Origin of the sequence: Marinomonas sp. A3A (assembly GCF_018336955.1) — a bacterium.
GTDB classification, from domain to species: domain Bacteria; phylum Pseudomonadota; class Gammaproteobacteria; order Pseudomonadales; family Marinomonadaceae; genus Marinomonas; species Marinomonas lutimaris.
In genome coordinates, this window is record NZ_CP025532.1 from 1,454,002 (window position 1) to 1,475,549 (window position 21,548).

At 40.3% G+C, this 21,548-nt stretch carries 21 protein-coding genes and 1 riboswitch; of the genes, 7 read left to right on the forward strand and 14 right to left on the reverse strand.

The features are described 5' to 3' along the window. Positions 1–74: 74 nt before the first annotated feature. Positions 75–1,439, forward strand: a complete 1,365-nt coding sequence (gene yegD, locus CYL31_RS06775) for a molecular chaperone (RefSeq protein WP_212918175.1) — start codon at positions 75–77, stop codon at positions 1,437–1,439. Positions 1,440–1,510: 71 nt separating this feature from the next. Here the strand turns inward: yegD and CYL31_RS06780 are convergent, their stop codons facing one another. Next, on the reverse strand, positions 1,511–3,562 hold the full coding sequence (locus CYL31_RS06780) for a methyl-accepting chemotaxis protein (protein ID WP_212918176.1): 2,052 nt from the start codon (positions 3,560–3,562) through the stop codon (positions 1,511–1,513). 251 nt (positions 3,563–3,813) lie between these two features. Next, positions 3,814–5,532 (reverse strand): OFA family MFS transporter, encoded by a 1,719-nt coding sequence (locus tag CYL31_RS06785; RefSeq protein WP_212918177.1) that lies wholly within the window; start codon positions 5,530–5,532, stop codon positions 3,814–3,816. 299 nt (positions 5,533–5,831) lie between these two features. On the opposite strand from CYL31_RS06785, the gene CYL31_RS06790 reads away from it, so the two are divergent. After that, complete coding sequence (locus CYL31_RS06790; protein ID WP_212918178.1) at positions 5,832–6,899, forward strand: FUSC family protein; 1,068 nt, start codon at positions 5,832–5,834, stop codon at positions 6,897–6,899. Between the two features lie 150 nt (positions 6,900–7,049). After that, a riboswitch (cobalamin riboswitch) is annotated at positions 7,050–7,279 on the forward strand. An 82-nt stretch (positions 7,280–7,361) separates the two neighbouring features. Then, the gene (locus CYL31_RS06795) at positions 7,362–8,033 is read left to right on the forward strand and encodes an energy-coupling factor ABC transporter permease (RefSeq protein WP_212918179.1); all 672 of its coding nucleotides are present in this window, start codon (positions 7,362–7,364) and stop codon (positions 8,031–8,033) included. A gap of 62 nt (positions 8,034–8,095) precedes the next feature. On the opposite strand, the gene CYL31_RS06800 is transcribed toward CYL31_RS06795, so the two are convergent. Next, entirely contained in the window at positions 8,096–8,977 is an 882-nt protein-coding gene (locus CYL31_RS06800) for a LysR family transcriptional regulator (protein WP_212918180.1), read from the reverse strand. Positions 8,978–9,091: 114 nt separating this feature from the next. On the opposite strand from CYL31_RS06800, the gene CYL31_RS06805 reads away from it, so the two are divergent. Then, the gene (locus CYL31_RS06805) at positions 9,092–10,297 is read left to right on the forward strand and encodes an MFS transporter (RefSeq protein WP_212918181.1); all 1,206 of its coding nucleotides are present in this window, start codon (positions 9,092–9,094) and stop codon (positions 10,295–10,297) included. Between the two features lie 22 nt (positions 10,298–10,319). Here CYL31_RS06805 and CYL31_RS06810 read toward each other — a convergent pair whose 3' ends face one another. Both CYL31_RS06810 and CYL31_RS06815 read right to left on the reverse strand, forming a co-directional pair. Further along, the gene (locus CYL31_RS06810) at positions 10,320–10,862 is read right to left on the reverse strand and encodes a DUF3237 domain-containing protein (RefSeq protein ID WP_212918182.1); all 543 of its coding nucleotides are present in this window, start codon (positions 10,860–10,862) and stop codon (positions 10,320–10,322) included. A gap of 211 nt (positions 10,863–11,073) precedes the next feature. After that, on the reverse strand, positions 11,074–11,475 hold the full coding sequence (locus tag CYL31_RS06815) for an NUDIX hydrolase (RefSeq protein WP_212918183.1): 402 nt from the start codon (positions 11,473–11,475) through the stop codon (positions 11,074–11,076). 111 nt (positions 11,476–11,586) lie between these two features. On the opposite strand from CYL31_RS06815, the gene CYL31_RS06820 reads away from it, so the two are divergent. The 3 genes from CYL31_RS06820 to CYL31_RS06830 all read left to right on the forward strand — a co-directional run bounded on the left by CYL31_RS06820 (position 11,587) and on the right by CYL31_RS06830 (position 13,932). Further along, entirely contained in the window at positions 11,587–12,006 is a 420-nt protein-coding gene (locus tag CYL31_RS06820; RefSeq protein WP_212918184.1) for an Rpn family recombination-promoting nuclease/putative transposase, read from the forward strand. 28 nt (positions 12,007–12,034) lie between these two features. Further along, on the forward strand, positions 12,035–12,655 hold the full coding sequence (locus tag CYL31_RS06825; RefSeq protein WP_212918185.1) for a 3'-5' exonuclease: 621 nt from the start codon (positions 12,035–12,037) through the stop codon (positions 12,653–12,655). 149 nt (positions 12,656–12,804) lie between these two features. Further along, positions 12,805–13,932, forward strand: coding sequence for a dienelactone hydrolase family protein (locus CYL31_RS06830; RefSeq protein WP_212918186.1), 1,128 nt, complete (start codon positions 12,805–12,807; stop codon positions 13,930–13,932). 111 nt (positions 13,933–14,043) lie between these two features. Here CYL31_RS06830 and CYL31_RS06835 read toward each other — a convergent pair whose 3' ends face one another. The 9 genes from CYL31_RS06835 to CYL31_RS06875 form a co-directional block, all read right to left on the reverse strand. Further along, positions 14,044–14,700 (reverse strand): DUF799 domain-containing protein, encoded by a 657-nt coding sequence (locus CYL31_RS06835; RefSeq protein ID WP_249411719.1) that lies wholly within the window; start codon positions 14,698–14,700, stop codon positions 14,044–14,046. Beyond that, positions 14,697–15,080, reverse strand: coding sequence for a DUF4810 domain-containing protein (locus tag CYL31_RS06840; protein ID WP_212918187.1), 384 nt, complete (start codon positions 15,078–15,080; stop codon positions 14,697–14,699). The genes CYL31_RS06835 and CYL31_RS06840 overlap by 4 nt, the downstream gene beginning before the upstream one ends. After that, complete coding sequence (locus CYL31_RS06845; protein WP_249411720.1) at positions 15,070–15,774, reverse strand: CsgG/HfaB family protein; 705 nt, start codon at positions 15,772–15,774, stop codon at positions 15,070–15,072. Before CYL31_RS06845 ends, CYL31_RS06840 begins: the two co-directional genes overlap by 11 nt. 370 nt (positions 15,775–16,144) lie before the next feature. Further along, positions 16,145–16,411: a type II toxin-antitoxin system RelE/ParE family toxin gene (locus CYL31_RS06850; protein ID WP_212918188.1), complete on the reverse strand. Its 267-nt coding sequence runs from the start codon at positions 16,409–16,411 to the stop codon at positions 16,145–16,147. Continuing rightward, positions 16,411–16,686: a type II toxin-antitoxin system Phd/YefM family antitoxin gene (locus tag CYL31_RS06855; protein WP_212918189.1), complete on the reverse strand. Its 276-nt coding sequence runs from the start codon at positions 16,684–16,686 to the stop codon at positions 16,411–16,413. Before CYL31_RS06855 ends, CYL31_RS06850 begins: the two co-directional genes overlap by 1 nt. A 393-nt stretch (positions 16,687–17,079) precedes the next feature. Then, positions 17,080–17,889, reverse strand: a complete 810-nt coding sequence (locus tag CYL31_RS06860; RefSeq protein ID WP_212918190.1) for an FRG domain-containing protein — start codon at positions 17,887–17,889, stop codon at positions 17,080–17,082. 108 nt (positions 17,890–17,997) lie between these two features. Further along, positions 17,998–18,477, reverse strand: coding sequence for a hypothetical protein (locus CYL31_RS06865; protein WP_212918191.1), 480 nt, complete (start codon positions 18,475–18,477; stop codon positions 17,998–18,000). Positions 18,478–18,545: 68 nt separating this feature from the next. Continuing rightward, the gene (locus CYL31_RS06870) at positions 18,546–19,028 is read right to left on the reverse strand and encodes a hypothetical protein (RefSeq protein ID WP_212918192.1); all 483 of its coding nucleotides are present in this window, start codon (positions 19,026–19,028) and stop codon (positions 18,546–18,548) included. Between the two features lie 99 nt (positions 19,029–19,127). Then, on the reverse strand, positions 19,128–20,282 hold the full coding sequence (locus CYL31_RS06875; protein ID WP_212918193.1) for a Shedu immune nuclease family protein: 1,155 nt from the start codon (positions 20,280–20,282) through the stop codon (positions 19,128–19,130). Between the last annotated feature and the right edge of the window lie 1,266 nt (positions 20,283–21,548).

The window sequence follows — 21,548 nt, forward strand, 5'->3', positions numbered from 1 at the left end:
TAGTTTTGATACTTTTGAATCTTTCTGTTATCGTCCGCGGCCCTTTTCTATTAGCGATAACAGGTAAATATTAGATGATTTGTGGATTTGATTACGGAACATCGAATTGTGCATTAGGTATTGTGCAAGATTCGGCTGTGCGTTTGGTCGCTTTAGAAGGAGAACATGCTTTTTTACCTTCTACATTGTATGCCTTAGATCGAGATTTAATTACCGAAGCGGTCGGAAGGGGCCTGCAAGATATTCATTCAAGACAAGCGTTTGCTGAACTACGACAAAATGCATTAACACGTGCTAAGCGTGCGCGTTATGAAGAAGACATTGCTGATGAAGATCAAACGTTATTTTTTGGACGCGCTGCATTCAATGAATATTTCCAATGGCCTGAAGAAGGCTACTTTGTAAAATCGCCTAAGTCATTTTTAGGTGGTGCTGGACTTCGTTCAGAGCATATTCATTTTTTCGAAGATGTTGTGACTGTAATGATGCAGAATATCAAACAGCGCGCAGAAAAAAGCTTGGGTGCTGACATTACTCACACCGTTATTGGTCGTCCAGTTAACTTTCAAGGTCTTGATGCGGATGTAAGTAACCGTCAAGCTCTTGAGATCCTAACGACAGCAGGCAAGCGAGCTGGTTTTAAAGAAATCGAATTTCTTTATGAACCTATTGCGGCTGGTTTAGATTTTGAAGTGAAACTGGCAGAGAATAAAACCGTATTGGTTGTGGATATCGGTGGTGGTACTACAGATTGCGCTATGGTTCGTATGGGCCCTGACTATCTGAAAAAAGAAGACCGTCGCGGTGATTTTTTAGCTCATACCGGTGAACGAATTGGCGGTAATGATTTAGACATACAGATTGCGGGTAAGCATTTAATGCCTCTTTTTGGTATGGACTCATTGTTAAAAACGGGTTTGCCAATGCCGACACAAATGTATTGGAACGCGATTACGACAAACGATGTATCAGCTATTGCGACCTTCAATAGTATGGAAACCAAGAACCAGATAGCGCAGCTGCGTTTAGATGCTGCACAGCCTAAATTGATTGAACGTTTCTTGCGCATGCGGGAAGAAAAACACAACTATCATATTGTTCGCAGTGCGGAAGAAGCTAAAATTGCCCTATCAGATACGCAGAGTTATCTTGCTGCACTGGATTATATTGAGGCAGAATTAGCGGCCACGATTACCCGTGATGAGTTGGCTAAATCTATCTCTTCTCCGCTAGAAAAAATGTTAAATCTAATGACGGCCGCGATAGAGCAGGCTGGCGAGAAGCCAGATTTGATTTATATGACAGGTGGCTCCGCAAAGTCTCCAGTGATTCGTCAAGCTATTCAAAAACGCATTGGCGATATTCCAGTGTTGGATGGTGATCATTTTGGCAGCGTTGCCGCAGGATTAACCGTCTGGTCTGAACGTATTTTTAGATAAGAATATACGAGTTTGAAGAAATAAAAAAAGCGAGTAGGCATTGTCTACTCGCTTTTTTTAGGCAAATTCAGTTATAACGTGAATCGATTTATTGATAACTTCAACTTGTTTAATACTTCTGAAAGTGTTTTTGTGGTTGCCATCATTTCTTCAACGCCGTTAGCCGTTTCGTTCGAAACATTGCGTATGTTGGCAATGTTTTCATTCACACTGACTGCAACGGCAGATTGTTCTGTAATTGAGCTAGCAATATTGATAGACATAGCGTTTATTGAGCTAACCGATTCGGTTACTTTCATCAGCCCTTTACTTGCTTCCAGTGCTTTTTCTGCATTCCCTGCTGCTTGATCGCGTCCATTAATGACTTCCATTGACGCTGTTTTAGACAGTTTTTGCAGCTGGCTAATCATGCCTTCAATTTCAGCGGTAGCCGTTTGTGTGCGTGTCGCTAGTGTTCTCACTTCATCAGCAACCACGGCAAAGCCCCGGCCCTGTTCACCAGCTCGAGCTGCTTCAATGGCAGCATTGAGAGCTAGTAAGTTGGTCTGTTCTGCAATGCTACGAATAACATCTAAAACTGAGCCAATACTAACGCTCTCTTTTTCAACTTCCTGCATAACTGACGAAGCATGACCAATGACACTTGCTAGGCTTTGCATATCGTTTGCGACACCATTTACTACTTGTGTGCCAGCTCGGGTTTCTTCGTCAGCCTTTTGTGTTTCATTGGTTGTTTCTGTAACATTTTGAGACACATTTTCAACGGCAATCACCATTTGGTTCATGGCTGTTGCTACCAAGTCTGTTTCTACCTGCTGTTTCGCCATGCCTTTGGAGGCTAATGTCGCGGTTTCTTGTACTTTATGACTCGAACTAGCAAGTAGCTCCATACAGTTTCTAACTTCCATTTGCATGGAGCGTAACTGTTTAACTGTATTTCGACCATGCTCAAAAAGCGTCGCGATTTCATTACGGCTTTGAGTTTGATTATTTTGCCCATTTTCAAAGAGGTGGGTAGAAAGATTACCATTACCTAGTTCTTGTAGGTCTTGGCCAACGCGTTTTAAAGGAGAAAGAATTCGTTGAGTAATAAAGGCGATGAGAACCACAAGAATAACGGCACAAATCAGGGAGATAATGATTAGGCTGTTACGAACAGAGTCAGCCACAAGAGTAAACTCGTTTATTGGTCCGCCAGTTAGAATTGCCCAATTCCAACGATCTGCACGGCTAAACGTCATGATGTTTTTCTGCGTAACTCCGTTCACGGTTTGTTCTGTGAAGAATGTGCCTGTATCTTGGCTTTTCATTAGTTGTAAGTGTTTTTCTGCGTTGGCTAAGCCAAGCTCAGTGAATAACTTACCTTTATTTTGAGAGTCAATAACAACTCGACCGAAGTCTTTGCCTTCTTTTAAGTTAATAACTGTGGCTTTGCCTGTTTTGCCATAGGATAGGCCATTAATTTCTTTTTCTAAGCTTTTTAACCCTTCAGTGTAATCAAAACCAATATACAGAATGCCAACCACTTTCCCTTTTGCATCTTTAAAAGGTACGTATTTAGTCATGTAGTTACGGCCAAATAATGCGGCAGGGCCTGAGTAAGTTTCACCATTGATTAGTTTTTGGTAGCCAGGATGCCCTTTGCCTAATAGTGTTCCATACGCGCGTTCACCATCGGCTTTTTTTAGTGATGTACTAACTCGAAGGAAATCATCTCCATAGCGAATGAAAACCGTCGCTGTACCACCTGTCATACTGGTAAATTGATCCGGTTTACTAAAATTCAGGTTAATTGTTTCGCCTGAGTTAGTAGCTAAAGGGCTGTCATATTCGCCAATTTTTACTGTTTCTGAATCGCTTACGGTGATTCCATTAGGGAAAAGTGTGAAGAATATATCAGCTAGTCTATTGGTGCTGCTTTCTAGACTTTCATAATAAAAATCAAGCAGCATGTCTCCTTGACTAGCGCTGGTTTGTAGTTCGTGATCGATACTTGTCATAAATCCATCATAGGATTTATTCGAAGCTAACCAGCTTAACGCGCTAAAACAAAGAATTGAAACCGTAAATACAACAACGGCCAATTGGCGCGTAATGGGCATGGATTTTATTTGCTGAATCATGAAGTAATTCCTTCTTTTGAAGTATGCTTTTAATCAGATTAGTACAGCATTGGATAAAGGTTTTATTATTATAGTAATCTTTATTTTTGTTGCTAAATAATGGCTGAGAATGAGTGTGTGAACTTTTTAACAATCCTAAGTCATGGCTTGATTGCTTTTAATTTCATCGAAACACTTTATGCAAAAGCCAACAAGACAGAATTTGTCTTGTTGGCTTGGTTTTTTAACCGATTGTACGCTGAGATTATCGACTATAGATTTGGGTGCGTTTTTTCCACATGGTGTTTTTCATTAACTGGTCGCACCATTAAATTGGCAAAGAAGCCGACAATTAACAAACCTGCCATTACATACATTGTTGTATTGTAAAGACTCGATGTTGGATCGACTGTGCCTGCAGGGGCAATTTCCATCAGTTTAGCTACGGTCACGGATTTTGCGGCGATTAGCTCATTTAGCTGAGAAACGGACGCATTGAATTTTTGTTCAAATGCGGCAGGGTCAATTTTACTGACTAAATCGTTAATCGCGTTTTCCACCGATAGGTTTCTTAAGTAAGTAATAACAAAAGGTCCTAGTACACCAGCGGTTGCCCATGCAGTAAGTAATCGACCGTGTATACCGCCAACATGTAGCGTACCAAAAATATCCGCTAAGTAAGCTGGAATCGTAGCAAAGCCACCGCCGTACATAGTGAAAATAATCATGGTTGCTGCGTAGAACATAACCAGCCAAGTAATGGATGGATCTGCACTTACAGCTGACGCCGCGTAAGGGATAGATAGGTACAGAATTGTGCCGAGTACGAAAAAGCAGTGGTAGGTGTTTTTGCGTCCAATGAAGTCTGATGTTGATGCCCAGAAGAATCGACCACACATATTAAAAACAGAAATCATCAAAACATAAGTGCCAGCAAAACTTGCTGTGGCGATAGTCGGAAGGGTTGATCCGAAGATTTCCGTCATCATTGTTTTAGCAATGCCGATTACACCGATACCAGCAGTCACGTTAAAGCACAATACAATCCACAACAGCCAAAACTGAGGCGTCTTTAGGGCTTGATCAATATGGACATGATTACGGCTGATCATAGTGTTGGCCGCATCTTTTGCTGGTGAAGTCCAACCTTCAGGTTTCCAATCTTTAGGCGGAACGCGATAAGCAAACGAAGCAATCATCATGATAATGAAATACACAATACCAAGCGTTAAGAAAACACTGGCAGCACCGGTATTACCTGTCCCAACCACGTAAACACCGGCATCACCTGGAACAGGTAGTTTTGCCGCTTCAGAAGCGCTGGCAACAACCACTTCTATTTTGCCACTTGCCATTTCTGCAAAGCGTCTACCGCCTTCGGTAATGAGACTAACCGCAGATTCAGGTCCAAGATACGTTGGAGCTACTGCGAATTTTTCTAATAAAAAGGTTTTTAGCGGTGCGCCAATCATTGCGCCGCCACCGAATCCCATAATCGCCATACCTGTGGCCATACCGCGCTTATCTGGGAACCAGCGAAGTAGTGTAGAAACTGGGGACACGTAACCAAGCCCTAAACCACAGCCACCTAAAACTCCATACCCTAGATAGACCAACCACAACTGATGAGTTGAAATACCCACGCTGCCGATAATAAAGCCGCCGCCCCAAAGGAATGCCGCCGTTACACCAACACAACGAGGGCCAACTTCTTCTAGCCATTTACCTGCGATTGCAGCAGATAGACCCAGAAAAACAATAGCAACAGAGAATATCCATACAACACTGCTAAGACTCCAGTCTTGTGCAGCGCTGGTTACAACACCAAACTCTTTCGTTAATGCTGGGTTAAAAATACTCCAAGCATAAACAGAACCAATACATAGGTGAATGGCTATTGAGGCTGGTGGTACCAGCCAACGGTTAAAATTGGGTGAGGCAATTATTTTATCCTTCATTAAAAAGGATAGGAGAGTGCGGATCAGGTTCATAATCTGTGTCCTTGCAGAAATCATTATTTAGTAGGCGGTACGAACAAAAACTTACAAAAAAGATTATAAATTTTTTTTATGGAATAAATATATAGCTATTTATAAAACATTGACCAATAAGATGATTTTTTATCTTTCTAAACAGTTTTACTCAAATAATTGTTTAGTTTTTCTCATCTAAACTGTATGGGTGTTGGTTTTACCAGAACTATGAAATTTATGTTTGAAGTTTTTCAGAATTGAAGCGTGATAATGATGTTATAATGTTTATCTACTAAACAATTTTGTGGGGTGTATGCTTGTTGAATGTTTTATTAACCCAATTAAAGGGGCTTTTTTCGTGGAGTGACGTTAAGCGTCCTTGGCACCTTGCAGTACTTGCTTCTGTTTGTGTTGGTATTCCTGCCTTGATTGGCGCCGCGACAAATCAATTTGCAGTAGCGACCTTGTCTAGTTTAGGAGCAATGGTTATTTTATATTTGCCTAAAACTCGTACAGCACATCGAATGGTGACTCTCGCCATGTGCTCTTTTGGTTTCATGGTGTGTTTTACAATAGGCTCTCTTTCTAGTTTCAACCCTTACGTTGCTGTTTTTGCTCTTGGGCTACTGTCCTTCGGCGCGATTGTTATTACCCGATATTATCGTCTATCTCCTCCCGGTAGCTTTTTCTTTATTCTTGTTTCTGCTTTGGCGATTTATTTACCTTTTGATTTAAGTAAGTGGTCATCAAATATCGGTATGGTCGCTTTAGGGGGAATGTTATCTTGTGGTTTGGCGTTTATTTATAGTCTGATGACTGGTGCAAATGATCTGCCGATAACAAAAGTAGAAACAGATACTCAGGTTAATGCGATTATTTTAGAGGCTGCTTTGGTGGCTTTCTTTATCTCTCTCTCTTATCTCGTTGCTGTTTTACTTGAATTACCTAATGCACTTTGGGTGCCAATTTCTTGTGCAGCTGTTTTACAAGGTGCGACTTATCGTATGATCTGGCACCGAAATATTCATCGTATTGTGGGTACGGCAATTGGTATGGGAGTCGCTTGGTGCTTGTTTTCTTTACATCCAAATTATTGGGTTTTAGCGTTAAGTATGATCTTCTTTCAATTTGTCGTGGAGTTGTTGATCATAAAGAACTATGGTGCAGCTGTGATTTTTATTACACCGTTAACGGTTATTATGGCTGAAATTACGAGTGTCAATATGACGACTGAGGTTTTACTAGAACATCGTTTGATCGATATTTCTATTGGTAGTGCGATTGGGATTATTGGCGGTACTATCTTTCATAGAACTTCCTTGCTGAAGAATATTGAGTCGCGTATGAATGCTCGTAGCTCTTTATCTGGGCGTAAACCTTCTTAAAATTTTCCAAATTATGAATGCCTTTCTTCTTTGTATGAAGGGTGTTCGTTAAGCGTTCAGTATTTCCATTACTTTAGTTGCTAAAATTTAAGTTAAACCGTACGCTTCGAATCTCTGGTAATCGGTTATTAATCTTGCATTAAGATCATGAATACCAGTTCTTGTGAAGGTGCCCTTATGGGTGAAACGGGAAACAGGTGAGCTTTTTGTTAAGTAATCCCTGTACTGCCCCCGCAACGGTAAATAAGTGGTGTATTTTTCTCGCTTCCACTGTTCATAGATAGAAATTTTTTTGAATGGGAAGGGACGAGGGGCTTTAATAAATACAGATCTGCCAAACACTTATCAGTCCGGAGACCGGCCTTCATTGATTAGGATTTTGCTATCGGCAAATATTGCCATGCAAAAATCCGTTAATTTGAATCATACGGGTGAGTATGAAGCATATTTTGGAGGCACATAGTGCATATTGAACCAGGCGTCGTTGACGGCGCAAAAATCGTTTTGAGTTACGCTACGGCGTTGGCCGCCTTCGGCTTTTCCGCAAAAGCCTCTATCGATATGATAAAAAAAGACGGTGTTATGTCTTTAATCAGTCGCAGTACTTTGACTACACTTTTTGTTTTTGCCTTTTTTGAACTTTTGCCTCATCACGCTGTTGGTGTATCCGAAGTTCATCTTATATTAGGCTCAACGCTCTTTTTAATCTTTGGCCCTGCGGCTGCTTCTATTGGTTTGATATTAGGTTTGTTAACACAAGGCGTTTTCTTTGCTCAGTTTGATCTGCCTCAATATGGTATGAACGTGACGACCTTATTGTTGCCTCTGTTTGCTATGTCTGCGGTTGCCCGTCGTACGATCGTGGTCAATACCGCTTACGTTGATATTAGCTACAAGCAAGCCTTGCAACTGTCCTTAACTTACCAAGGTGGCATTGTTGCTTGGGTGGCTTTTTGGGCGTTTTATGGCCAAGGTTTCGGCGCTGAAAACTTAGTCTCTGTGGCAACGTTTGGTATGGCGTATATGAGCGTTGTATTGTTAGAGCCAGTACTTGATCTTGCCGTATTGGCTGGTGCGAAAAGCTTGCATCGCTTCAAGAACTCTTCTTTGTTTGAAGCACGCTTATTCCACTAAACACCTTTTAATGATGCCAAGTGCCTGTCCTGTTGTTGTGTAGGGCAGGCATTTTTATTGGTTCAGCGTTTATATTGTCCATGCTCACTGACAAACTCTAAAAAAGCGCGATTGGCTTTTGAAAGGTAACTGTCTTTGCGCCAAGCAATACCTAGGTCTAGCCAGATTGGTGGATCAAAAGGGCGAGTAATTAGGTCATCGTCTTCTTCGATAACCATGGCGAGTAGGGTAGATATGCCAAAGCCTTGCTGGGTAATGGATTTTATTAGTGGAATTAAATTGGTTTCAAAACCAATTTTGGGCGTCTTTTTGCATTGTTTCGCTAGCTTGTCGACAATACGGCGGTGGAAGTAGCCTTCTTTAAACATCACCAGTTCTTCATCAAAAAAGGCTTCTGGTGAGATTCTGTCTAGTTGGCTGAAAGGATGGTCGGTTGCAATGGTTACCAGCATTTCTTCTCGAATCAGTGCTTGAGTTTCTAAACTATCAGGAAGTGTTTCAGCGACGATGACACTAAGATCTAATTCGCCATTTTCGAGCATCTTTTGTAACTGCCAAGTTCCTCCCTCAATGACTTTTAAGGCAATACTTGGATACTTATGGCGAAATGCCATCAGAATAGGCGGGAAGTAATAAGAGCCCAGCATACTTGGAATCCCCACACGTACTTCACCTTGACTCAAACCTTTTAGCTCACTCATTTCCAATAGGGCATCGTCCGTTGCCTGAATGATTTTTTCTGCATGAGTTAGCAACTTTTTACCTTCGTCGGTTAGCCCTACATTTCTATCTGCTCGATGAATTAAGGTTAAACCTAAATCCGTCTCTAATTTTTTGATTGCCATACTGACAGCTGGCTGCGCAACGCCAAGCTGCTGAGCTGCTTTGGTAAAGCTTTCTGTTTTTGCAATCGCAATGAAATAACGTAGCGGCTTAATGTCCATCAATAACCCTTATGGATTGGATAAAACGAATATATTTTATTGATAAAATGGTGAGGCGTATAGTATCGCAATAATATTTGTTTGATTTGTTTTTGATGTCTGTGGAGTTTTGCTGTGATAGAAGTAGGTAGTTCGGTATTTTGGCGAGGAACCTTGGCTCTAGTCATTGGCTCTTTTATGATTTTTGCCAATGTGTACGTGACGCAGCCTTTGCTACCAATGATTGCCAACGAATTTTCCATTAGTCCATTACAAGCCAGCGGTAGCTTTACTATTACAACTCTGACGTTGGGCATATCCTTGCTTTTCTACGGTCCAATTTCAGATGCCTTAGGTCGCAAAGGGATTATGGTGATGACCATGGTTGGTATTACTTTGACTACTTTCTGTTTATCCCTAGTACAAAGTTACGAATCATTATTGGCATTGCGTGCCCTGCAAGGTTTCTTTCTAGCTGGGTTGCCTGCTATTGCCGTTGCTTACTTGGGCGACGAATATACACCAGAAGCCTTGATGGTTGCGGTTGGCTTGTACATCAGTGGTAACACGTTAGGTGGCATTGGTGGCCGTCTGATTGGTGGTTTTGTTGGTGAATGGCTAGGACGCTCGGCAACTTTTGGCGTCATGAGTGTGATTAGTTTAATTTGTTTATTAGCCTTTTTCTTTCTACTGCCAAAATCACAGCACTTTGAAGCAAAACCACTGCGTGTTGGTCATATCCTGATGAACATGAAAAGCCATCTGCAGAATCGTCGCTTATTAACCAGTTATTTCATCGGTGGTTTTAGCTTCTTCATTTTTATCAATCAATACAGTTATGTGACTTTCGTCTTGGAGGCCGCGCCTTACAGCTTAACGGCTAAATACGTTGGTTTGCTTTTCTTAACTTACTTGTCTGGCACCTTGGGTTCGGCGATTTCAGGCAAGCTTGCCAAACGCTGGAGCCAACCCAACATTATGGTATTAGGTACCTGCATCTTCATGTTTGGCTCGTTAGTTACATTGGGCGACTCTTTATTGTCGATTATCGCGGGCTTATTGATAAACAGCTTTGGCTTCTTCTTATGTCATTCTACTACCAGTAGCTTTGTGAGTCGTAATGCCAAACATGCCAAAGCCAGTGCCTCTTCCTTGTATTTGGTATTTTACTATCTAGGCGCCAGTCTTGGTGGGTTTTATCTTGATCCTTTCTGGCAAGCGGATGGTTGGAGCGGCGTCATCATGGGATCTTGGTTGGTATTGGGGATCGTTGTTTTGGCTGAAGTGAGCTTGATTCGACAAAAAAGAGGCCTAAATGAATTAAGCTCCGATAACGCTTAAATATCGGAGCTTAATAAGGCGTTTAGAGCACTTGCCACACTCGAATGATCACTGCTGGATCTTCGTTGTAATTATCGGCTCTGTCTAATGTGCCTAGAAAAACGGATTTATTCATCCATTCATAGGGGCTGCCGATAGGTGCTTCGAAGCTTAATACGCTTCGGGCATAACGATTGCTAGGGTTTTCTTTGGTGGGTTCTGAGTTAATAGTAACCTTGTTTTGAACCAATATCACAAAACCATCGTCGGTTTTCAGTGCGTATTTAGCATCTAATTCTTTACTGCCGTCTGGTCTACCTAGCTGCCAGTCGCCCCCACCAGATATGACTTCCCCTTTTAAAGATGGTCCTGCAAACTCACCGCCTGTGATCCAAATAATGCCTCGTTCACCATACTTGCTTTGCCCAACAGTGACTCGTTTTTTGTCTATTGTTACACGTGATTCGTAGATGAACCTCGTTTCAAAGCGATTATCTCTATTAGGGTTTTCATCAGTGGCGAACACACTAACGCTACTCAGTAAAAAGGTGGAGCAAATTACGATGTTATTAACAATTTTAAACATACTTGTTCTCCATTTTTATTGTTATTGCCCTTGTAATCTAAGAGCTGCTTTTAGCAAAAAGCATTTTTATAATAGAGATGCAATGTTTTTATTTGTAATTGTTTAATTAACCAATGATATTGATTTTTGCGATAAACCAAATTTACTCGTAGTTCATCCCGTACGCTCAGCATTCACTTTAAATGCTCTTATTCTGCTTCGCCTTATGAATTTACATGATTGCAAATGATAAGCTAAGTCTTCGATACTCTGACAGCGCCAATTTATCAGCCTCAACATCTAGAGGATTAGAATCAAGAGAATGCCAAGTCACTTCGTCTGCCTCTAGAGACAATATCTTACCTTCCCAACTATTGACGACGTAATAGTGAATGAGTTGAAGCTCACCTGTTGGATGATAAAGAGAACACAAGTGGACATAAGACGTTGGGACGATATCTAGCTCTTCTTTCAGCTCTCGTAACAAGGCTTGTTCTTGTGTTTCTCCTAGCTCCATATGACCACCAGGAATCGCAATCAGACTTGGATCATATTCTTTGTCTTTAGCGCGTTTCTCTAACAACACCTGATCGTCTTTTAGCAATATAAAAGAGACACATTCATGAACTTGCATTTAGATAACTCCTATTATTTGTTAAGAACCCAGCGAAAAGCTGTCATAAATAGTCTATTAAAATTACCATACTCGTTATTACATAATTGAATGCATCAAACAGAGTGAAATATGAACACTAAAATATACAAAGAAGTGCTTTTTTTAGCCAAAGAACTCATGACCTGCGCGAACAAAAAAGACCAAGCGGGCTTTGATGCTTATTATGCAGAATTGAAAGCAATCTGTGATGACAACGACGGCACAGACAAAGATCACCCAGTTCAATGGGAAACCCTTGGTGACTTTACCGACGATTTAGAACAAGCGATTGCTATCTACGATAAAGCCTTAGAAAAAGCCGCTGCTATTAACTCAAAAGACTATCTATCTTCCATCGGCTTCGCTGCTGCTCAACTGAAAATAGAGCTTGGCGATAACGCTAGTGCCATCGAATATCTTGAACAAGCTAAAATCCACAGCAATAAAATCATCGATAAAGAGCTAAAAGCGGAAATCCACGACGTGCTATTTGATCTAAAAAAAGCTTAAAGAAACAAGAGAAAAAAAGAGACAAAGAATGGAACGTCCTACCAAGGAACAGATCAGCGAATTACCTTTTTATATTGGCCTTGGTCTTTCCGACATCTACATCGTTGAAAACGAACTTGATGCCGCACAAGCCATAAAAGAGCTAGAAAACGAGGCTTTTATCGGATTCGATACCGAGAGCAAACCGATTTTTCGCAAAGGTGAGGTCAGCCCAGGCCCATCGCTGATTCAACTGGCGACAGAGTCAAAAGCATTCCTATTCCCAACTCGATTTCCTTCGGCTGTCGCTGCGGCCAAGGAAATACTAACCAACTCGAAGATCAAAAAAATCGGCTTTGGTATAAAAGACGATAACAAAGAACTGCGTAACAAACTCGACATCGACATCACCAACACGCAAGACTTGTCTGTCACCTTAAAGCAACTCGTCGGAGAGAAAAACAGCATCGGCGCCCGCGCCGCCGTCGCCATGGTACTGGGAAAACGCCTTGGCAAAGGCGCCCAAAAATCCAACTGGGGCGCTTATCCACTGAAAGAAAACCAGATACTTTATGCCGCCAATGATGCGCATTCTGCTATATGTGTGGAGAGGGCGCTAGCCTGCAAGCTTTCTTTATTAGCAAAAAAACAGCCACTAACTTGTCTGTAAAATAGTTGATTATCACGTAGATATCTTTATCTTAAAAAGCTGAATTAACAATAAATCTAATAAAATTCGGTGATGACATGGAATGTAAAACAAAAGTGTTTTTAGCTTCGCTATGCGTAACTTTTTCTTTCTCAGGGTGGGCCCAAAACGTGACAACCAGCGAGGTAGATGACCAAATCCCAACGGATTATCAGACTCAAGCAATAAACTCCCCAGACCGCAGTTTTCCTTTGTTCTACCAAAAACTTAAAGATCGAATACCGTTCGCTTTAGGCTGGAATGAAACTATTCAAGACCCGCAAGCATGGAAAGAAAAAGGGTTAGCTAAAGCTAAAGAATTAATTTTTCCTTATCAGGATGATACTCCTTTTGATGCCGTGGTGATTGATGAAATTGATCGTGGCAGTTATCTCGCGAAAAAAATAGTCTTTAATATCAGCAATGAGAGTCGAGTCTTAGCGCTCTTGTTAGTTCCAAAAGGAGACGGTCCTTTTCCCGCCGCACTGTTTTTGCATGACCATGGCAGTAAGTTCGATATAGGCAAAGAAAAATTTGTCGAAACGTGGGGGGACGACAAACGCCTTACTTCTTCCAAAGCATGGGCTGATAAATTCTTCACAGGTCGCTTTCCTGGAGATGTACTTGCGAAACGTGGTTATGTTGTTTTATCCATTGACGCTTTGGGCTGGGGCGATAGAAGCGTTGACGGTTTTAAAACCGATTCGCAACAAGCATTGGCGTCCAATCTGTTTAACCTAGGCACTTCTTACGCAGGCATTATTGCTTTGGAAGATGTACGAGCAGCTAAATTTCTCGCTAATTTACCTAAGGTTGATAAAACTCAGGTCGCAGCGGTTGGTTTTTCTATGGGCGCATTTCGTGCTTGGCAAGTGACAGCTTTATCAGATGACATTACAGCAGGTATCGTCGACTGCTGGATGGCGACCATGAAAGGATTAATGGTTCCCGGAAACAATCAACTAAAAGGTCAATCTGCGTTTGCCATGTTACATCCATTTATCGCTCGATACCTAGATTATCCAGATATCGCCGCCCTCAGCGCTCCCAAGCCACTTTTAGTCTATGCGGGTGAAGAAGACACATTATTTCCTGTTGACTCGGTCAACGACGCTTTTTCAACCCTGCATTCTGTTTGGGCTGCTAATAACGTATCAGATAGTTTAGAAACAAAAATCTGGCCAAACAAAGGCCACACTTACACAGCAGACATGCAAAACGCTTCTTTTGATTGGTTAGACCAACAGTTTGGACGTTAGGGGTTGTTTTATACTGCTAGGAAGATTTCAAAAGGGAAGGTTAAATTTTATAAAAAATACTCCAACTACTGTAATGCTTTAGTGATTGGAGTATTTACAACAAATTAGAAGTTACTTTTGTACATTAGGTGCGGCATAGGGACCATTCAGTAATCCCTGATTATGTCTATATAGTGCGATATTATTTGCTGTTCTCGCGACAGTCGGAGTTTGATCCGAAATAGAGTTCATTATTTGTGAAGCAACTGCGTTTACTAGGCTACCGATTAAGCCATTATTACCTGAATTAGAGCTTTGGACGACAGAAGCGCTTGCATCCCATAAGAGAACGCCTGTTTTTCCATCAACTAGCTTCATAGACACGTTAACTACAGTATCCGAAGATAGTATGTTGTATTTTTGCCCCCAGTCATTAATTTCGACATACAATACTGCATCAGCACCAATATGTTCATACAGCTTGTCGAGAGGAACTGAATTCATTTCTTCCGGCGTTGGCAATCCATTTTCTTTCATAAAAGTATCAATGACAGCTACTGGAAATACGTAATAGCCTTTTTCACCTAATGGTCTGCTTATTGTTGATAGGTAAATATATGGTGCGTTTACCTCTACAGAGTTATTCTTAGGTGGAATCACCAAGATTGATCTAGGCTCAGCTGCCAATAGTGCGTCATAATTATAAGGAGGAGGTGTTGAACACCCTGTAATTAAAAGAGCTAATGAGAGCGTGAATAGTAAAAACACTTTTTTAAACGTTAGCATCATTTAGTTCCTTCCAAGCGGTTCATCATTCCATCTATAAGTATTGCAGATTCTGGAAACAAGGTTTTCTCAGTCATAAACTCTGATTTAGATTGAGCCACATTTCCTTCTAAAGCATACATATAGCCAAGATGGGCATGAATGCCAGGTGCCACGGGAATATTTTGTGCTTCTGCTTTTTGAATATCTGTTACTAAGGTCGAAATTTGAGTGGTCGAATCAGCACTACCTGGCTCGATATACATTCCATATAGCATGTTTTCGTATTCTCCCCAGTAGAAAGTGCTTTTCTTAGTGGCGCAGCCACTCAAGATAAACAACGAAAAAAATACTATAGCGAAAGATACTTTATTGGAGTGTTTGATGTTTTTATTACTGCTCATTTGATAGCACCACCCATGTGCCGTTCTCTAGATCACGTACAATATTATTTACTGCTTCTGTGATAGCGAAGTTTAATACTTTGCCGTTTAGTGTTGCATCGTAACTAGCAGTTGATCCAAAGCCTACTACTTCGCGATTACTGAGTTCATATTCGCCAGCGGCTTGTGTTGAATAAACAATCTCTCCGTTCACAACATCGACAATGTTAATGCTGACTTTTGCATAGGCAGTTTGAGTTTTAGCAGATCCAAGAATTCCAAAAAGCTGTTTATCTCCAGTTACTTTTCGCCCAAATTCTGTTACATCACCGGTAATTGTATATCTAGCACCAGTTAAAGTTTGTTTTATACCATTCAGCTCGGCTTCACGTTTTAAAACTTCTAAATTCTCTCTGTCTACTACTTTAAATCGATTAGTTTGTTGAAGGTGTGTCTTCAGAATGGTTTTAGATTGGTTACCTAGTTTGTCAGTACCTGACGAAAAAAGGCCTTGCATGTATGAAGAGCGGTTTTGGAAATTACCAACAACCAACGTAGTTTTTAATCCTTTATAATCAGTGTTATAGCTTTTTACTGTCTCCGATTTTACAGCACGATGCGACTGGTTTACCGAACAGCCTGCTAAAGTTAAAGCTGTTGCTATAGATAAGCAAACCATAGAATTTTTTAAAGTTCGAAAGGAAGGGGTTGTCATTTGATACTCCATGTAAAAATACAATTTAATTTTTCTGATTTAAAATTCGGGGTGATTTTATCCATATCTGGATATAATCACCAGAATTATTGATCACAAAGTTTCCTTTATCTTTGTTTTGTTTTTACAAGTGCTGCTTAAGCAAGTTTTGGTCAAAATCAATGCAGATAGTTTTTATACTTCGTTAGGATTAGGAGCATTAATATCTTGTGAATGGGACATCCACAGTGATTCGTAAATATTTTTTGACATGAGGATTAGATGAAAAGTTATCCTATTTTTCATCTAATCTGGCTGACCCTTTATTCCCCTTAGTCTTGGAACAAACGGCGTTCTAGAAGCGATTGCATATCGCGACGACCATCGGCGATCACCATGACATAAACAGACAGCGAGTTGATTCGATAAATAATACGGAGGGTTTGAAATAGATTTTTCGATACTCCCGTAGGCCGATAGCTAGCAACTCATTTGGATAAGTCCCGCGTTCTGGATTATCGGCAAGGCTTAAAAATGTCTCTTCGATTTTGTCGAGAACGTAATTTGCCTTTTCTGGTGCGTCATGAGATTCGATATAGTCGTATAGAGCCTCAAGATCGTAAGCGGCATCATCAGTGAGAAATACCTGATAACTCATTAGCGACTTTTGCTCCGATTACGAAGCTTGGCAACAACATCACCTGCAGGCTGAACTTTGCCTTCGTCTACTTGGCGCTGCCCCAGAGCCAACATCTTAAGTAGCGCCATAGTCTCTTGAGTTTGCTCATAGCTTTTGATGTCTTGTATAACCGCCTTAGCTTCACCGTTTTGAGTGATCACCATCGGCTGCATATTCGTAGACAGGTTACGCACGACCTCAGCAGCATGAGCTTTCAAATAGCTAATAGGCTTGATTTGACCTGATAACTTCATAAATACCTCTTCATTATGACCAAATATAGTCCTTATATAGGTCGTCGGTCAATGAAATAGCCTTGATAAGATATCCTTACTAACGCTGGGCTTTATAAAGGTTTCCATTCAAACGCTTTGTATTCCCGATCTTTATTTCCGAGTTTTAATTCAGGGGAAAGCTGAGTGGGTAACTTCTTTCAAGCGATAAAAAAGTTACCAAAAAATCTTTAATCGGGCTATCGCCCAAACGTCTGACTCAATCCGTTTTAGGTTAGCTTTAGCAAGACGATTTATATCGTAAGGCATAGATTGTTTTTGATGGTGCTGGGAAGTATATTTTTAACTGACTCTGAAACTCCATAGGGTCGCGCATTCGGGATGGGCTTGTGACGGCGCTTTCAGCGGCTTGTCCTAAAGTTCATTTCCAACTCTTCTCTGCCACTCGAGACCAAAAATTGGCTGTCTGCGCATACTCTTACAAAAACCATCTAAGCCTGGATATATATTAGAAGAGTTGATATTCATCTTATTTAATTTCCTAAGGCCCTCGAACCTTTGTTCAGCAGGTATAACTATTTTAATGACATCGGTATCTTGAATGTCGTAGTCGTTCAATATCTTTCCATGGCTTAAGTCTAGCGTATTCGTTGCCACAAATAGACCTTGCTGAGAAAGTAAACGTTGGTTAGAAAATGTAGGCTCAAATGCGAAAAGGCATGGATCATCTTGCCTATTTATAGGTTCAAGAATTCTGGAATATACTTCAAGCCGATTCTTCCCAAAATATTCATCATCGTCGTTTCGGATGGCATCATGATTAATACAATAAACAGCAGCATCCTCTTCACCAGACTCTAAAGCAAAAAACAATGCAACATAGGGTGAAAATGAAAAGTCTAACAGCCTAGTCGGAGCACCGTGATGCTGCATTAATGAAAGCCAACTTAATAGATCTTCAGGCTGAGGCAAGTGATCGAGATACAAGTGAGCATTACACTTGAAACGGTCTATCATTACCTTTTCATGCTCAACTCGGTTAAGTTTTTTTTCTTTCCCGCTTTTAAGTTTATGTATTGACTGTGCTTCTTCGAATGCACGATGCAATGAACTTTCAAGAGGCCAATCTGAATAGGATTGTCCTCTAAAAATCCACTTGCGGAAGTTTTTTCTTCCGACAGCATTATCAAATTCACTCCAATTTTTTATAGTTTTAATTTTCATCTGGCCCTAATTGTTCTAATTGTTCTAATTGTTATTTCCACAAAATTTTCCTAAAAACATAACGCCGCAATAAAGGTGAGCGGTAGTGAGTCAAGCCTGCGCCTTTTGCTAGCGATTTTTTATTACCTTGTTAACCATTTTGATTGCCACGACGCATGTTGAACAGCATTTTTCATTCACTTTGACGCGTGTTTGAAGCTGTTTCACTGACAGTTTTATCTTCCGTATAGTATCGATGGAAAAGTTGTACTCCCACTCATTAATCCAGCCGTTTCTATACGTATGGATTATAGCTTCGGCATTGAGTGATTTCTCATTATCTTTACGCACACGCTTAACAGCTTGGAATATTTTATCCGAAGGCAGTCCTATGAACTTTTTAACGCAGCAGTTTCCAAGCGTAGCTTGGTTATGATTATGCTTGTTTTGCAATATACATATTTCAATGATTGGGAAGTGGCCGCACAAACAGCGTTCAGGCTCATCTGCCTCATATATTTGTGCCAACGACCATTCGAGCTTCGCGGCATCCCAAACCTTGGATACTGAAAGATCTATGATTTCTTTCATAAGCTTATACTCGGACATATCTCTCCCAGATGGTTAACGATTAAACTCAGCGACTGCGCGTTAGCGCAGTCGGCTTGAGTGCTTTGTTATGCATTTAGCTCTTTTGCCAATTGCATAAGAAATTGCTTTTCTTTCTTTTTACTATAAGACCATGTAAAGCCAACAGTTTTGAATAAATTATCTTTCACATTAAAAAAGTCAAAGCGGTCAAAATATATTATGCTAGAAAGATCATTTGTCATGTTTTCAGATGAAGTAGATAATATTGTTTTATCTCGATCATAATAATAATTCCACCATTCATTTGGATCAGTATAGATTTTTTCAAAAAGATGGGTAAAAGTCTCAATCCTGTTAACAAGATGAGCTCGATTAATCCTCATTCGAGGGATTCGATCAAAATCGTTCTCAGAAAACACTTTAAATGCCTTTTCCGTGATACCTATAACTCTCCAAGGGTTATCTGACTCGGCTAATAGTTCAGTAATTAATCGTGCTTTTCTTTTTGTTGGAATCTTCATTTTTGAGATAAGTAAGTAGTCATGATGAAGATCTATGATTGAAAACATGTTCTCTCTGCTTATTTCAGGTTAACGCTGCAAGAAATATTGCGGTTGTGTCGAATGGGGCTTCTGAACGTTCGCAACATGCACGTCTCGCACGAGACGCTATGATTGCGATTGTTGGTTTTGCTTTGCATGCTTTTCATTATGTACTATAAATCTCGCTCTATCATAGAGTTCATCGTAAGTAACTAGTTCTACATTTCTTGAGTCTCTACGAAACAATTCTAACGTTTTTTCTTTAATCCGCTTAATTCCGGGAGAGTCATCTTTTATTTCTGACCAAGACCCCAATATCAATATGGTTTTAGAGTCATAAGCTTTTTGCTTAATTTCTTCATAGTCATCACCTATAAGCTCTTTGGTAGTTTCAATTTTAATTTGACCACTAGCTTTTTGCTCTAGAATTTGTGAGTAGGCATCGATAAGGTTATTTGATAGACTCCAACAATTAGACCTGTTTTTTGACTTATTGAATAAGTTCGTAGTCGGTAGTTTCAACTCCACAAAAGTAGTAAATCTCCTATCACCCAATAGAAAGTCTGATATAACTTCATCTTTACCTGCAGCATTTGACGTTGAAGCATGAAATTCTTTTTGAAGGATTCCTTGAAATCGATAATCTAGGCCGTAACCAAATATCCATTCATTGGAACTGAAAAAATGCTGCCAAGCTGTTTCATCTTTAGTGTTTGGTGTATCTATTTGCTCTTTATATGCTGACAAGCCATCTTTATATAATAACGACTCAAACACCTCTAATTGGTGCTTTCTGTAACCGGTATTAACAAGATCTTGATTTGTAATTAGACCTTTATCTAATAGATCGTAAACCAAGTCTCCCCCATCTTCACCACTAAGCAAAGTGGCGATTTTTGCTTTGGTTTCAGAATCTAAAATGCTTAATTCGTCATCGGCTAATGATATTCGGCGTCTAGTAATATCTTTGAAGTCCAGCTCCTGTATGAACTCTAAGAAACATGTAAGTTGCTCCAAGTTAAACTTAGATAACTTCACGCGTTCTTTTTCTTTACCAGAGACCACTTTAATAATTTCAAACCCTTCAATATTGTCTTTATCTTTAAGATAGATAACCTTGAAAGAAGTTCTTGCTGCTAATTTTACATGAGTTTCATTTTGGTCTGAAAAGATAACTTGAAAAAAACGACCTCCACCAAAATCATGGTTATACAAATGTTCTAACCTAGAGTTTAAAATGACATCCTCATCAGTCAATGGTGGTAGTGTGAAATCATCCATATTGACTCCGTTTTTATGAAAAAAATTTAATGAACTAATATTTTTATCGCAAGTGCGCATTGAGCTAATTTCAAAGCTTCTGAAGAAGAAATTAAATCCTGAAAAAATGAGCATGCGCGTTTACGCATTTATTTCCAGCATATTATTTCGTCTTCCGATATGCTTATTCATTGATATTAGGAGACTTTTTAATTTGCTGCCAGTACAAATACGCAAAAAACGACTATTTAAAACTGGCAAACCGAGCCAAAATTTGGCAACCATAAAAATAAACTGTATTTACACCCATAAATTACGTTTTAATTTTCGGCTCAAAAAGGCAGTTTCTTATCCTAGCCCATAAGAGATCGATTCCCGCCTTCGCGGGAATGACTTATTTTTAGTGGGAATAATGAAAGCTTCGCTTTCAGCGGCACATTACGCTGCGCTCATGATGCCCTACGGGTAGGTGGGAATATAGTCGAAAAGAGATTAACCCCATCCTCCGCCTTCCCCTTGAAGATAAAAGGGGAAGGGACTTGGTGATCAGTAGACATTACCTTCTGCGCTTGAAATCCCGATGAAGTCAGTTCGACGCAATCCTGATTGCGCGACTTTATGGAGTTTCAGAGTCAGTTAAAAATATCTTTTCTCAAGCCTGCAAAAACAATCTATGCCTTACGATAAAAACCGTCTTGCCAAAACGATAATAAACAAAGTGAATGAGACGTTTGGGCGATAGCCCGATAAAGAGACTTTTTGGTTACTTTTGCGGATCTGGGCAAAAGTTACACGCCCAGCAGGGCGGAATAAAGGTTGGGAATACAAAGCGTTTGAATGGAACCAAAGTACGAAATAGCGGTATCACCGATGAAGTCAGTTCGACGCGACGAAGTTGCGCGACTCTATGGCGTTTCAGAGGCAGTTAAAAATACCCTTTCTTAAGTCTGTAAAAACAATCTATGCCTTACGATAAAAATCGTCTTGCCAAAACGAATATATACAAAGTGAATGAGACGTTTGGGCGATAGCCCGATAAAAGATTTTTTGGTTACTTTTGCATCGATTGGCAAAAGTTACCCGCTCAGCAGGGCGGAATAAAGGTTGGGAATGCAAAGCGTTTGAATGGAACCAAAAGTACGAAATAGCGGTATCACCGATGAAGTCCGTTCGACGCGACGAAGTTGCGCGACTCTATGGAGTTTCAGAGGCAGTTAAAAATACCCTTTCTTAAGTCTGTAAAAACAATCTATGCCTTACGATAAAAATCGTCTTGCCAAAACGAAT